This window comes from Sutcliffiella sp. FSL R7-0096 (assembly GCF_038595065.1).
Classification (GTDB): domain Bacteria; phylum Bacillota; class Bacilli; order Bacillales; family Bacillaceae_I; genus Sutcliffiella_A.
In genome coordinates, this window is record NZ_CP152003.1 from 3,159,392 (window position 1) to 3,173,183 (window position 13,792).

The window sequence follows — 13,792 nt, forward strand, 5'->3', positions numbered from 1 at the left end:
TTCATTCCACTCCTGCTTGGATGGTTAATGTCTTGTTGTATGTGTTCAATTCCGCTTTTGCTCCGTGCGGGATGGCGATATTCGGAGAGCAATGTCCAAATTGAAAGCCGCTCATAGTCGGTTTGCCTGCATCTTTTACATGCTGAGAGATGACTTCCTCAAGTGTCAAGGATGCTTTCCCCTCATCTGGCACACAATTATGGAAGTCCCCAATAACAATACCTTCCGCGTCCGCGAACTTGCCTGCCATTTTCAACTGATTTAGCATTCTGTCTACTTTGTATGGCTGTTCATCAATATCTTCAAAAAAGAGGATTTTCCCCTTTGTATCCAGTTCAAACTCTGTTCCAAGCGAACTGACCAAGAGTGTCAGATTTCCTCCGACCAGCTCCCCACTTGCCATTCCCTCGTTTATCACTTCTAGAGAAGACAATTCTTCTGTATAAACCATTTCAGTTGAGTCAAACAACTGTTGAAAATAAGCTTTTGAAAGAGGGTGTATGCTATCAAGCCCTATATCTGAGCTTAGCATTGGACCGTGGAAGGAAGTTAAACCGGCCTTTTGATAAAATGCCTGATGTAAAAATGTGATATCACTATACCCCCAAAAAATCTTTGGGTTATTTTTTATAATGTCATAATCTATGTTGGAAGCAATCCTTGCAGTTCCGAATCCACCGCAAGCACAGAAAATGGCTTTTACCTCATCATCCTGAAACATAGCATGCAGATCCTCAAGTTTTTCTTCGTCCTTGGATGCAAGGTAGCCGTATGGAGCATCCACATATTTGCCCATCTTTACTTTCAAACCCAGTTCTTCTTCCAAAAAAGGGAGTGCCCGTTTCAACTTCTCCTGTTTAGGTGGACTTGCAGGTGCGATGACACCAACCGTGTCTCCTTTTTTCAAACGTAGTGGCTTCATTTTCGCCACTCCTCTCCTTTAATAATTTCCGTCAAACTATGTATATGTATGGTGATGCTTTGTCAGTATGTATTCTAATTTCAAGGCTCTTTTCTCAGTGATTGTTGCTATTCACTAGAAAAAAAGCAACAAAGCTTACGAAAATAGTCAATTTCAATGAAAAGGGTGTTCAGTGAACACCCTTTTCCAGTTAAAAACTTATAACCTATTATTCTTTATCTGCCCATTTAAGTTCGATGTATCCTACAGGATGGCGAACGATTCCTTTTACCGCTTCGTTTTGAAGATATACATGGTTGTAGAAATACAACGGAATGATCGGCATTTCTTCAAATAGTACTTTCTCTGCCTCATACATGTAATCAAATCGTTTTGCTTCATCTGCTTCATTTAGAGCATTTTGAATCAGTTCATCATACTTGGCATTTGTCCAGCCAGTACGATTCATGGAATGACCAGTTTGGAAGTTCTCCAAGAAGTTGATCGGATCTGCATAGTCAGCCAAGAAAGAACTACGGGAGAATTGGAATTCAAGGTTTCTTTGCGCATCTAGGAATACATTCCATTCCATGTTTGCAAGCTTCACATCCACTCCCAAATTGTCTTTGAACATTTGTTGAAGTGTTTCCGCAATGCGCTTATGCTCATCACTTGTGTTATAAGTCAATGTTACTTCAGGTAATGTTTCATACCCTTCTTCTTCCATTCCTTTTTCCAGTAATGCTTTTGCTTCTTCCGCATTAAACGTTAAAAGATCTCCGTTTGTTTCGCGGAAGTCATTTCCGGATGGATCTGTGAATCCTGTGGAAACAAATCCTTTAGCAGGCTCTTCATCTCTTTTTGTAATATAGTCGACGATATCCTGTTGGTTGACAGCCATCGCGAATGCTTTACGGATATTGGCATTTTGGAAAGGCTCCTGCTCAACACCGAAACGGAAGAAATACGTTCCTGCTTGCTCCCCTACATTCACTTTACCTTCTTGGAATAACTGCTCGCTCACATCTGCAGGAACTCCTGAAGTATCCAAATCTCCTGTTTGGTACATTTGGTATTCTGTATTAGAATCATTCACCATTGCCCAGTGAACTTTATCAAGCTTTACAGCTTCCGCATCCCAATATTGATCGTTCTTAGCCATTACAAAATGGCTTTCATGCTCCCATTCCGCAAGGTTGAATGGACCATTTCCAACAAAAGAATCCGCTTCCGTAAACCATTCTGGATTTTCTGTAGCTACCTTCTCATTGATTGGGAAGAAGGCTGGATTTGTGATGACACTTAAGAAATATGTTTGTGGAGCTACAAGTGTAACTTCCAAAGTTTTTTCGTCAACTGCCTTTACTTTCACGTCGTCTGCGGAACCTTCACCGCTGTTATATGCTTCTCCGCCCTCGATGAAGTAACCAAGGAATGCAGCCGAAGATGCTGTTTCAGGATTTAAAAGACGTTTCCAGGCAAATTCAAAGTCACCAGCGGTAACATCGTCACCGTTAGACCATTTTGCATTGTCACGGATGTAGAACGTGTAAGTTTTTCCGTCTTCGGATACATCCCATTTTTCCGCTGTTGCTTCTTGTGGCAAGTGCTCATCATTTAGACGAGTAAGTCCTTCCATCAAGTTGTTCAAAGCATTCCAGGAATAAGAGTCAAAGCCGATTGGCGGATCCAATGATGTTGGTTCAGATCCGTTGTTCAGACGCAGAACCTTCTCTCCAGATGCGCTTTCGTTGTTGTTTGAGCCTTCGCTCGTGTCGGTGCCAGCGTTGTTGCTTGCGGTACAGGCTGCAAGTACGAATACTAGCATTGCCGCCATTAATAATGACATTACCTTTTTCATGTGTTACTCCCCCTTTTTCAATTTTGGTTCTGTAAGACACCGCTGTTGATCTCCGCACTCGACTTCGCTTTCCGCGGGGCGGTGCTTGAGCCTCCTCACAACGCTTCAGGGGTCTCAACCTACCGCTACCTCCCGCCGGAGTCTTCGCCATGTGCTCCAATCAACAGCTATGGAATCTATGAACAAATTCTATTTCACTATAAGTCTTACCTTATAGTAGAAATCACTGTCTTTACGGGCTTAGGAGCCCGTGGGTCCTGTAGCCAGCAATCTACATGATGTTCCTCGGACAAGGTTGTCTTCATCGGATATACGCGCTCACAAACCTCCATTGCATACTCGCATCTTGCAGCAAATGCACAGCCTGTCGGTGGTGAAAACAAATCAGGCGGAGACCCGACAATAGGTACCAGTTCTTCATCTTCTAAATCAAGACGAGGAACAGAATTTAATAGGCCTTTCGTGTATGGATGCTCCCCTCTATAGAAGATTTCTCTCCTATTCCCAGACTCGACTATTTTCCCTGCATACATGACTGCCACACGGTCTGCCACTTGTGCTACCACCCCGAGATCATGGGTGATAATGATGATGGAAACGCCTGTTTTCTTTTGAATATCCTTAAAAAGATTTAAGATCTGCGCTTGGATCGTCACATCTAGCGCCGTTGTCGGTTCGTCTGCTATCAATACTTCCGGCTGGCAGACAAGGGCCATTGCAATGACGATTCGCTGCCTCATCCCTCCACTGAACTGGTGAGGATATTGCTTCAGGCGCTCCGTCGGACTTGGTATCCCGACAAGATTCAGCATATCCACCGCTTGTTTCTTCGCTTCAGCCTTGGATACCTTCTTATGTTGGATGATCCCTTCCATGATTTGATCCCCAACTGTAAGTGTCGGATTCAATGCTGTCATAGGGTCTTGGAAAATCATCGAGATATCCGCGCCTCGTATTTTTCTCATTTCCGGTTCGGACACTTTTGTGAGGTCCTTGCCTTTAAAAAGGACCGAACCTTGTGTAATGCGTCCTGGCGGTTCAGGGATCAAACGCATAATACTTTGGGACGTCACACTTTTCCCGCAGCCTGATTCTCCTACGATCGCAAGTGTCTCCCCTTTATGCAGGTCGAAGCTTACCCCCCGGACCGCTTTTACTTCTCCTCCGTAGGTTGTAAAGGAAACGTGTAAGTCTATTACTTGCAGTACTTTTTCCATGATGTCACTTACCTCCTCAGCTTTGGATCTAGTGCGTCTTGTAATCCGTCTCCAAGCACGTTAAACGCAAACATGGTCATGGAGATGAAGAATGCCGGGAAGAAAAGGCGCCACCAATGTCCGGATATGATCGTGGATAATCCATCATTGGCCATTACACCCCAACTGGCATAAGGAGCCTGTACACCTAGGCCAAGGAAGCTTAAAAATGCTTCTGCAAAAATCGCTGCCGGTACTGTCAATGTCATTTGGACAATGATAGGTCCCATTGTATTAGGTAGAAGATTTTTTCTGATAATCCGAGAGGTCTTCGTTCCAAAAGTTTTGGAGGCGAGCACAAACTCATAATTCTTGATTTGCAGCACCTGCCCCCTGACAATCCTTGCCATACCGACCCATCCGGTTACAGTAAGCGCGATGATGATGGTCAGTAAACCAGGTCCCATAACTACCATTAATAAAATGACGACTAATAGATAAGGAAGGCCGTATAAGACTTCCACCACTCGCATCATGGCATTATCGGTTCTGCCGCCTTTGTAGCCGGCTATCCCCCCGTAGATAACTCCGATGATAAAGTCGATCAGTGCGGCCATCAAACCGACAAACAAGGAAATCCTTGCACCATACCAGGTACGTGTGAAAACGTCTCTTCCAAGTTCGTCTGTACCGAAAAGATGGGTGGATGATGGCGGCTGATTCTGATTGGGCAGATTTGTCTGTGTCACACTATGGGAGGAGAAAATCGGACCGAAAATGGCCATGATGGTCAAGAATACTAAAAAGACCAACCCTGCCATCGCCAGTTTATTTTTAACCAGCCTCCGCCAAGCATCTTGCCAATAGGAAAGACTTGGACGGACAACAGCTTCTGCCTCCCCTTTATTTTTATCGACGGATTTGAACCATTCGTCCGGGACATTGTTATGGTGATTTTCTTGAAGTTTACGTTGAGCCATATTAGTTCCCCTCCTTTTTATGAAGCTTGATACGAGGGTCTAATATCCCGTAAGCTATATCTACGAGAAAAAGCATCATGATCAAGAAAGCACTATAAAATACTGTCGTCCCCATAATGACGGGATAGTCACGTGTATTGATGCTTTCCACGAAGTATTTCCCCATGCCAGGTATCGCAAAGATTTTCTCGATAACAAACGTTCCAGTCAAAATCCCTGCAGCAAGAGTTCCCAAGATGGTGACAACCGGTAGCAACGCATTCCGTAGGGCGTGTTTAAATACAATTTTCACAGGGGATAACCCTTTTGCTTTAGCAGTTCGTATGTAATCCTGTGTCAGCACTTCCATCATACTTGCCCTCGTCAATCTTGCAATGATTGCCATTGGTCCGGTTGCAAGAGCTAATGTCGGCAAAATCATATGCTTCCAGCTCGTCCATGTAGCAGGGGGAAGCAGTCCCCAAGTTACTGCAACCTGCTGTATGAGCATGGTTGCAAGGACAAAGTTCGGAATGGATATCCCGAAAACGGCAAAGGTCATGGCCATGTAATCTATGACACCGTTTCGTTTCAGTGCAGCAATCACTCCCAAGAAGATCCCCGAAATGACCGCAATCGCCAAGGTGATCATTCCTAGTTCGAACGAAATCGGAAAGCCGCGTCCCAACATGTCATTTACCGTCTGGGACGGCTGTTTAATCGATGGACCGAAGTCCAATGTCACTAACGTTTTTAAATACATCACATATTGAACCGGTATCGGCTTGTCCAAATGATAGTGTGCTTCTAGGTTGCGTTGGACCACATCGCTTGTAGAACGCTCTTCATTGAGTGGCGAACCCGGAATGGCATGCATCAAGAAGAAGGTCAGCGTGATGATGACCCATAAAGTTATGAGCATTGCTAGTAATCGTTTTGCTATAAAAGTTCCCATTCTCCCACTCACACTTTCTTCACTATAGGGTTTTATGTAAGGCGGCTGTTTACTGAAAAATTGTTGTTACTTACTTTAAAGTTTGACCGCTCCTTTTCGCTTGTCTAATTTTTCTATAAGCAACAAACTTAGTAAAAACACCTTATGTATTTTTCGAATAAAACTTATCAACAGAATGTCGTTCTCATTGCCAATTCTGTCATCACAAGCATGGCCTGATAAGCTTCTTTTATATCTTTTGCTTGAAATTTGACGATCGTCGTGCCAGGCTCTATTTCAGTTCCAGGCATAAGGTTTGCCCATTCCGCTTGCCCGTAATTGGCAAATTCAATACGAAGCGTCGGGTGATCAGGCGGTAACAACGGTGTTATAGTATGTATGTCATCCAAAGCCATGGACGTTCGTTCTTTAATTAGCTCTTGTGCTTTAATAGGAGTCAGTGATTTCGCAGCGGAACGCGAAGCCGCTTCCTTGACTACCGCACAATGTATACCAGGGATGAGGCTTTCTGCTTCTAGTGCCGTCTGGTCATCTCCAGCCACCATGATGACCGGTACACCATAAAAGCCAGCTACATAGGCATTAAACCCCAATTCTCCAATTTGCACATCATTTATGTACATATTTCTTACACCAAAAATCATGGAGTGAGTCATGACACCTTTCATGGAAGCCCTGGCATGATACCCTACAAAAATGGCAGCATCAAAACTATCATCCAATCCCTGCACCATCGAGAACGGTTTCACATCTCCTGTTATCAATTTGGTTTCCGGGTGCAGGTCTTCAATCAGGATGTTATTCATTTTGGAATGGCTATCATTGACGACAACCTCCTTAAATCCTTTTTCAAATGCTGTAGTCACTACTGCGTTCGCTTCTTGGGTCATTATTTTCCGACCGCGTTCATAGTTATGCAGTCTAGAATCGACGTGGGTATGATCTACTAGACCACTAATTCCTTCCATATCAACCGATATATATAAATTCACCCAGTTACCTCCTTTTGTGTTTCAATTTTCTTAATATTATAACAGTATCATGTTTATGATTCAATCAAACTAGGAAAATATGAGTCTAATTATTCAAACTTATCACACATATGTTACGATAAAACCTTTTAAAAACAAGGAGTAAATTTGAAACAATCGACAATATTAATACAAGTTTATGGATGAATATGATAGAGAATCTTATATAAAAACGTATTTCAATAAAACTTTTTGGTATTTTTTGGAATTTTGTTTCATAAAAAAAGATCCAAACTGGAGTATTACTCCTTGTCTGGATCCCACCGATTTTTATTTTAGAAGCTTCAACGATTCTCGGATGAATGCAGGAATGTCATCTGGTGTTCTACTAGAAACCAGTTGGTCATGACATACGACCACTTCCTTGTCATGGAAGTGAGCTCCTGCATTTTGCAAGTCGACCTTGATAGATGTATAACCCGTAATATCTCGTCCCTTAAGAGCTTCTGCCGTGATAAGTAATTGCGGACCATGGCAGATAGCAAAGACCGGCTTTTTGTCATCCATGAATGCTTTTGTAAAGGAAACAAATCGGTCATCTGCCCTTAGAATGTCAGGTGAGAATCCCCCCGGTAGCAACAGGGCATCGAAATCCTCCGGACTGACATCATCAATTCCTGCATCAGTCGTGACTTCCACTCCATCTGTTTTTCCTTTGACCGTTTCTCCCTTGGATTTTTCAATAACCGTTAGCTTGTGACCTGCCTCCTCGAAGGCTTTTGCAGGCTCCGTGTACTCTGAGTCTTCGAATTCATTGGTTAATAGTACTGCGATTTTTTTACTCATGATAGAACGTCTCCTTTATATTGGGATTGCTCTGTTTGATAGCTAGCTTAATATTTCGATGCAACAGAGCCAATTAGCTACATATGTGTTTAAGTACCCGCCATATGACAAACTAAACGTCCCATTACGCATCCGACATGAATTGCTGAAAAGAGCAAAAAATAAAAAGGGACAGAGAAAAGTCTCTGTCCAAAAATCCCGTGTACGAAAGGAGAAGGAAGCTGCACACGATATATTTTATGTAATAATCTATGAACTGCTTGGTCATCTATCTTCTATCAAACGCACATTTTTCACTGAGACGGTAAGATTACAGTGACCGTTGTTCCTGTCCCTTCCTCACTTTCAATATTAAGTTGTCCCCTATGTTCTTGAATAATCTTTTTAGTGATCGTCAAGCCAAGTCCCATTCCTTTTTCTTTTGAGGTGAAAAAGGGGTCGACTAGCTTTTCAAGGTTGGAAGGGCTGATACCGTTACCGCCATCTTTAACTGTGATAATGGCACCTTCCATACGGTCACGCTTTCCGCTTATTTCTATTTTTCCTCCTGCAGGCATTGCTTCCATCGAATTTTTAATAAGGTTGATGAAGACCTGCTTGAGACTGTTCTTGTCGCCCCTAACTACCATATCCTCATCTATATCTATGATTTCTAGAGTGATATTATTATTTCGAGCTTCATTACTCACCAGTTTTATCACATACTGTATGATATCCAAAATTGGAAGCAGGGTAAGTTCCTTCGTTTGTGGCTTGGATAGCACCAACAGTTCAGAAACGATATCATTGATTCTATCGATCTCGGATAAAACCATGTCCACATGTTGCCGATTTGCTTTCCCGGATTTTTGAATCAGTTGGATAAAGCCTTTAATTGCTGTCAATGGATTCTTTATTTCATGGGCAATACCTGCTGAGAGTTCTCCAACAACAGATAATTTTTCTTTTGTAACCAACAGCTGTTCCGTCTTCTTCAGGGAGGAAATATCCCTCCCTATCGTAACAAGCGCTTTCCTGCGTCCATCCGAATAGAATAGGGGGACTTTAATGACATCAAATGTCTTTTGTTCTCCATCCGCCAAACAGAATGACTCTTCTTCACGGGTGGTTTTACCTTCCTCCCATGTTTGTCTGTCAGTTTCTGTACAATATTCAAAGGCTTCCTTGAAGTGAGGTGAATAGTTTCCAAGCTCAAGGTCTGTCTTCCCCTTATAATCGACCTTTTGTAAATCATAAAGAGCAAGTCCGTAATCATTTGTCTGAATCCACTTGCCCTGCCCATCTTTGAAGCAGACAAAATCAGGCATATTATTGATAAGAGTGGAAAGCTCCTGTTCCTTTTGTTCCAGCTCCTTCAATGCTTCGTGCTTCTTCAACATCATGTACAACAATACAGTTGTTATGAGGATGAACAGCCAGCCTTTGATCAAATTTATATATTCAGCTATAACGTGATGATTATTTTGATTTAGGACATATAGCCAATAATCGGTTAAGCCAATCCATACAATTCCAAAGAATAGATAGATTAAAGGTATAAACTTAAGCCATTTCCTTTTCATAAAATACCTCTTATATCTTAGATGATTGATTTTAACGAAAAAAATAACCAACAAATGGTCGTTTTCCCTATTATATCTTTTTATGCTTGATATAGATACAAAGTCCCGCTTGGGAAAGTTGAATACTAATTTATTGAATTACACTATTTTTTCATTATACACTTTCCTGAGCTAGGATTTCTACATACTTTTGCAGTATATCGCTTTCTTCCTATCCACTCCGAGAATGTTTATGCCCTTTTTGAAAGGGTATGTATAAAATAAAGAATTTCCCAGGAGGGGTTAAAATGGAAGATAAGGACGTAAGGGTAGAAAAAAGGGAAACAAAAGAGGATAGGGGAATGGTTGCATCTACATTCATCAAATACACAGCTTATCTAATCATATTTTTCGGAATTATCTGGTTCATCATTAGCTATTTACTTCCAATGATTCGATAATAAGTACCAGCACATAAAGAGGAGCAGGGCCGGCGTCGATTAGACACTTGCCCTGCTTTTTGTTTGATTAGTACGCGATTCCAACGATTACTAACAGAATAAACAATACTAAAATTAACACAAAGTTGCTTCCTGGGGAACTACCCATTTCAAATTTCAAATACTCCTTCCATATGCGGATAATACATTATATGAAGGGGTAGTCCCATGTGAATAGACAAGTCTTCCACCTATAAGTAACTAACTAAATTTTTTCTGTACTTTCGACTCATTATGGAGTAAAAACCTTCTTTTTAACAGGCTTATATTAGAGGATTGTCCCCGAAAATTGCGGCATTTGCAAGGTGATGGACTTGATCTGTTCACCGTCGATGTCCACTGCCCACAACTTATAATTCGGTTTTCCTCTTAGCCAACTCTGGTCTTGAATGAATAATACCCGATCTTTATCGCGGAAGAATACTGGTTCTGTAATCAATGTGCGAAAGCTGGTTATCGGTTGCACTTCATTCCCAGCAGTATCCATTGTGTACATCTCATAAATATATTGAGACTTTTTGCGAGGATTTTCACTTGCTGCGGAGAACGCAATAAGGCCTCCCTGAGGAGATATTTTTGCACTGTATATTATATTGGTCTCAAAATCAAAGTTCGGGTTGACATACTCTTTCTCCTTAGTGATTGTGTCCATCATCACAAATGAAGAACTTAAACCTTCCTCCTCATCCATCACCCATTCCACAAACCCAAGTTTCCCCCCATCTTCCGTTAGAGATAGACCTCTTTTCTTTACGCTTTCATCATGCGTGAGCCTTTCTTTATTTTCTCCTGCAACAGAAATCGAATAAAGATCAATGTTTGTTGGCCCCTCGTCCAGTTTAGTTCCTTCTTGATAATCTCGCGCTACAAAATAATAGATGGATTGATCATCTTCAGAAAACACTGCGTCCGTTATGAGCTCATCCTCATCTGAAAGCTTAAATAAATCACTCCCGTCACTATCCATAAGGTATAAAGATTGCTTTAAGGAACCCTCCCCTTTTTCTTGGGAAAGAAAGAGTAGTTTATCTCCTTTAGAAGAATACCTTGGATGTACGTGACTTTCAGCCTGTCTTGGATAGGTTAATTGATTTACATCACTGCCATCCACATTTGCTTTATACAGTGCACCATCCCCACTTTGATAGAACGGGAACACAATAGATTTGTCATCCGGCGACAAGGTGACAGTTTCCCCGAAACCATTATCTATTGGTAGCCAAGCACGTGTAAAACGTTCAGAAAAGAAATATAAGAGCACGGAAATGATGATGACAAATCCAATGAGAGCTATCGTGAACAATTTTAATGTTTGTTTTTTCATAGTCGGCCTCTCTCTTTCGTAAAGATGGATGATGATAGTTTACCCTGAATGGGAAATTTTACTTACAGCGAATAATAAAAGAAGCAACCTAGTACTAATTAGGTTGCTTCTTTCATTATTTTGCTGCCTTCACGATTTCTTGCAGGATAATGTCAAGTGTGTGTGGTGCGCTATCCTCTGCCATCTTCCTTTGCAGCTCTTCTTTATTTGTTTTTAATGCGTTTAATTGCTTACGCAACGTTTCACTTGTTAACTCTTCCTCAAATAAAACCTTGGCAAATCCTTTTTTCTCGAAGGATTGTGCATTTAATATCTGGTCACCTCTGCTCGCATTCCTGGATAGAGGAATCAATAACATCGGTTTGCGCAAGGCAAGAAATTCAAAAATTGAATTTGCCCCAGCCCGGGAGATGATTAATTCCGATGCGGCTAATACATCAGGAAGCTCCTGATTGATATATTCAAATTGTTTATAGCCTTTGACTCCTTGTAAAGAACTGTCCACATTTCCTTTCCCGCAAATATGAACAATCTGGAATTGCTCTGTTAGTTCACCCAAGATCTGACGTAAGGTTTCATTTATTTTTTTGGCTCCTAAGCTTCCACCCATAATTGTGAGTATTGGTTTTTTCTCGTGAAAACCGAGCAACGCCCTTCCTTCTTGGGCTTTTCCCTTAAACAACTCTTCACGGATAGGTGAACCTGTGAAAAGGACTTTGTCTTTTGGGAAATGCTTTAACGTCTCATCAAATGTAACAAAGACTTTTGTTGCAAACTTTGTGGCAATTTTATTGGCAAGCCCGGGGGTGATGTCCGATTCATGAATGATTACCGGTATTTTCAACATTTTGGCCGCCATTACAACTGGAACTGTCACAAATCCACCTTTGGAGAAAACAACACTTGGCTTTTCTCTCCTTAAGATGAACAATGCCTCCATTGCTCCCTTAATGATGCGTAAAGGATCAGAGAAGTTCTTCCAGTCAAAGTATCTGCGAAGCTTTCCACTGGAAATGCCATGAAAAGGTATCTTCTCATTGCCTATAATTTCTTCTTCTATACCATTTCTAGAACCGATATATGTAATATCCCAACCAGATGCTTTTAACTTGTTTATTATTGCGATATTTGGTGTGACGTGTCCTGCAGACCCTCCACCTGTGAATACTATCTTATTATTTTTCATCATATCAACATCCTTCATGTCATTCTCTACTCTATATTATTATCGAAATAAGATGGAAAGGCAAAGCATTTGGTAAAGCGCAGGCTGAGAACTATCTTTTCTGTTTCATCAGCCTGCGCTTATGCTTTATTTAATCCCCCTTGAAGGCAGTGACTGTTTGGATAATTGATAGGGAAGCTGTTGCAGCGACTTTGTTACATTTTCTAATTTCTGTTCAATACGATGCAGCAAGTAGAACGTTACGACAATCGGGAATCCCACTTCGCTTATCCATGTCCACCACTGATCCATGTTCCATTCCTCCTTTCTTCTGAAATAAGAAAGGCCTACCTTTAAAAGTAGACCTTTCTTGTCCCCGTTATGCTATTTCAAATTCTGTTACATTACGCTCAATGACCCTTGCACCATTTTTTTCAACAAAGTTTCCACCTTTGGATGTGAAAACATTCGCTCCAATAATGGCATCCATCGCAAGTTCAATTTCCTCAGCTGTTAAATCCGTCTTTGGATCATCAACTAAAATCTTCACAGTAGATCCTTCTTCATTCAAGAATAGCAATTCCAATGTAAACATGTGGATTCCTCCTTTCTATTTACTTTTGTACTTCAGCTTCCGTTACCCTAGGAAGTGCAACTCACTGCGTCTAACAGTCGATACTGGCGTTGTTTGCAAACCAGAAATCGCTCCTGCTGCTTGTAAAAGTGCTGTTGCCTCAGCATCCACCTTTACGTTGTTGTAGTTTTTCGTACGGTACATCAAGTTTCCTCTGTCATCCTCTCCAAGTTCATACATAAGACGAAGTTGGACATTTTCTACTGCGTAATCTGCCATGTTCTCACCCCCTTTCACCTTCTATATAAAGAAAAAAAGGCAAAAAGTAGTGAAAAAATTATAAGAAAGACAAAAAAACATTCCGGACTATTTTTGTCTCCCGGAATGTTTAGATAGATATTATGAAACGGATTTCTTTAAATCTAACTTTGATCTTTGTCTGTTCAGCTTTTGTAAAGCTGATTCGTTATAGCCAACAATCAGTTTTTTTCCACTTGTGATGATAGGTCTTCTAAGTAGCTTAGGTTCTTCAATAATAAGCTTGATCAGTTCGGATACGGTTAATTCGTTTACGTCGATTCCCAGATCCTTAAAGGTTTGGCTTCTAGTTGCCAAAATTTCATCTATCCCCTCTGTAGTTAAAGATAGGATCTTCATCATCTCATCGTGATTGGGGGTTTGCCGGAAAATGTGCTTTTCTTGAAACGTGATATTGTTGCTCTTTAGCCATTTTTTTGTTTTTCTGCAGGATGTACAACTAGGATAACTGTAAAAAGTGATTTCATTCATTTTTCTTACCTCCCCATTTTTTGATTATTTTTAATAAGTATTTATGTTAATCTTATTGTATACTATTTGTATAACTTTTGTATAGGTAAAAGATAATTAATTTTGAACAAAAAACGACAACTATTTTATTCACCATTAAAATGAAGGACGAATGTTTAGTTTTGCATTATAATGGAAATAAGTATCATAGAAAAAGAGTTGTATAATCTG

16 protein-coding genes are annotated in these 13,792 nt (G+C 40.9%); 1 reads left to right on the forward strand and 15 read right to left on the reverse strand.

Features of this window, described 5'->3' with window-relative positions; genetic code table 11:
• Position 1 precedes the first annotated feature (1 nt).
• The 8 genes from MKY77_RS16240 to MKY77_RS16275 form a co-directional block, all read right to left on the reverse strand.
• The gene (locus tag MKY77_RS16240) at positions 2-922 is read right to left on the reverse strand and encodes an LD-carboxypeptidase (protein ID WP_339146858.1); all 921 of its coding nucleotides are present in this window, start codon (positions 920-922) and stop codon (positions 2-4) included.
• Between the two features lie 208 nt (positions 923-1,130).
• Positions 1,131-2,762, reverse strand: a complete 1,632-nt coding sequence (locus tag MKY77_RS16245; RefSeq protein ID WP_339146859.1) for a peptide ABC transporter substrate-binding protein — start codon at positions 2,760-2,762, stop codon at positions 1,131-1,133.
• 206 nt (positions 2,763-2,968) lie between these two features.
• Positions 2,969-3,979, reverse strand: coding sequence for an ABC transporter ATP-binding protein (locus MKY77_RS16250; protein WP_339146860.1), 1,011 nt, complete (start codon positions 3,977-3,979; stop codon positions 2,969-2,971).
• A gap of 8 nt (positions 3,980-3,987) precedes the next feature.
• Positions 3,988-4,938, reverse strand: coding sequence for an ABC transporter permease (locus MKY77_RS16255; protein WP_339146861.1), 951 nt, complete (start codon positions 4,936-4,938; stop codon positions 3,988-3,990).
• 1 nt (position 4,939) lies between these two features.
• Positions 4,940-5,872: an ABC transporter permease gene (locus MKY77_RS16260; protein ID WP_237664120.1), complete on the reverse strand. Its 933-nt coding sequence runs from the start codon at positions 5,870-5,872 to the stop codon at positions 4,940-4,942.
• Positions 5,873-6,039: 167 nt separating this feature from the next.
• A complete protein-coding gene (locus MKY77_RS16265) occupies positions 6,040-6,864 on the reverse strand; it encodes a M55 family metallopeptidase (protein WP_339146862.1) in 825 nt (274 codons plus the stop codon).
• Between the two features lie 309 nt (positions 6,865-7,173).
• Entirely contained in the window at positions 7,174-7,689 is a 516-nt protein-coding gene (locus MKY77_RS16270) for a type 1 glutamine amidotransferase domain-containing protein (RefSeq protein ID WP_339146863.1), read from the reverse strand.
• Positions 7,690-7,982: 293 nt separating this feature from the next.
• Positions 7,983-9,251 carry an ATP-binding protein gene (locus MKY77_RS16275; protein ID WP_339146864.1) on the reverse strand — a complete coding sequence of 423 codons (1,269 nt, stop codon included), beginning with the start codon at positions 9,249-9,251 and terminating at the stop codon, positions 7,983-7,985.
• A 287-nt stretch (positions 9,252-9,538) separates the two neighbouring features.
• On the opposite strand from MKY77_RS16275, the gene MKY77_RS16280 reads away from it, so the two are divergent.
• Complete coding sequence (locus tag MKY77_RS16280) at positions 9,539-9,691, forward strand: hypothetical protein (protein WP_339146865.1); 153 nt, start codon at positions 9,539-9,541, stop codon at positions 9,689-9,691.
• A 67-nt stretch (positions 9,692-9,758) separates the two neighbouring features.
• On the opposite strand, the gene MKY77_RS16285 is transcribed toward MKY77_RS16280, so the two are convergent.
• From MKY77_RS16285 to MKY77_RS16315, 7 genes are all read right to left on the reverse strand, one after another.
• A complete protein-coding gene (locus tag MKY77_RS16285) occupies positions 9,759-9,839 on the reverse strand; it encodes a YjcZ family sporulation protein (RefSeq protein WP_339149840.1) in 81 nt (26 codons plus the stop codon).
• A 159-nt stretch (positions 9,840-9,998) separates the two neighbouring features.
• Entirely contained in the window at positions 9,999-11,054 is a 1,056-nt protein-coding gene (locus MKY77_RS16290; RefSeq protein ID WP_339146866.1) for a hypothetical protein, read from the reverse strand.
• A gap of 115 nt (positions 11,055-11,169) precedes the next feature.
• Positions 11,170-12,240, reverse strand: a complete 1,071-nt coding sequence (locus MKY77_RS16295; RefSeq protein ID WP_339149841.1) for an undecaprenyldiphospho-muramoylpentapeptide beta-N-acetylglucosaminyltransferase — start codon at positions 12,238-12,240, stop codon at positions 11,170-11,172.
• A 126-nt stretch (positions 12,241-12,366) separates the two neighbouring features.
• Positions 12,367-12,531 carry a YvrJ family protein gene (locus MKY77_RS16300; protein WP_082153495.1) on the reverse strand — a complete coding sequence of 55 codons (165 nt, stop codon included), beginning with the start codon at positions 12,529-12,531 and terminating at the stop codon, positions 12,367-12,369.
• A gap of 67 nt (positions 12,532-12,598) precedes the next feature.
• Complete coding sequence (locus tag MKY77_RS16305) at positions 12,599-12,814, reverse strand: DUF2922 domain-containing protein (RefSeq protein WP_339146867.1); 216 nt, start codon at positions 12,812-12,814, stop codon at positions 12,599-12,601.
• Between the two features lie 42 nt (positions 12,815-12,856).
• A complete protein-coding gene (locus MKY77_RS16310) occupies positions 12,857-13,072 on the reverse strand; it encodes a DUF1659 domain-containing protein (RefSeq protein WP_339146868.1) in 216 nt (71 codons plus the stop codon).
• A gap of 120 nt (positions 13,073-13,192) precedes the next feature.
• Positions 13,193-13,582 carry a Spx/MgsR family RNA polymerase-binding regulatory protein gene (locus MKY77_RS16315; RefSeq protein WP_339146869.1) on the reverse strand — a complete coding sequence of 130 codons (390 nt, stop codon included), beginning with the start codon at positions 13,580-13,582 and terminating at the stop codon, positions 13,193-13,195.
• Positions 13,583-13,792: the final 210 nt, after the last annotated feature.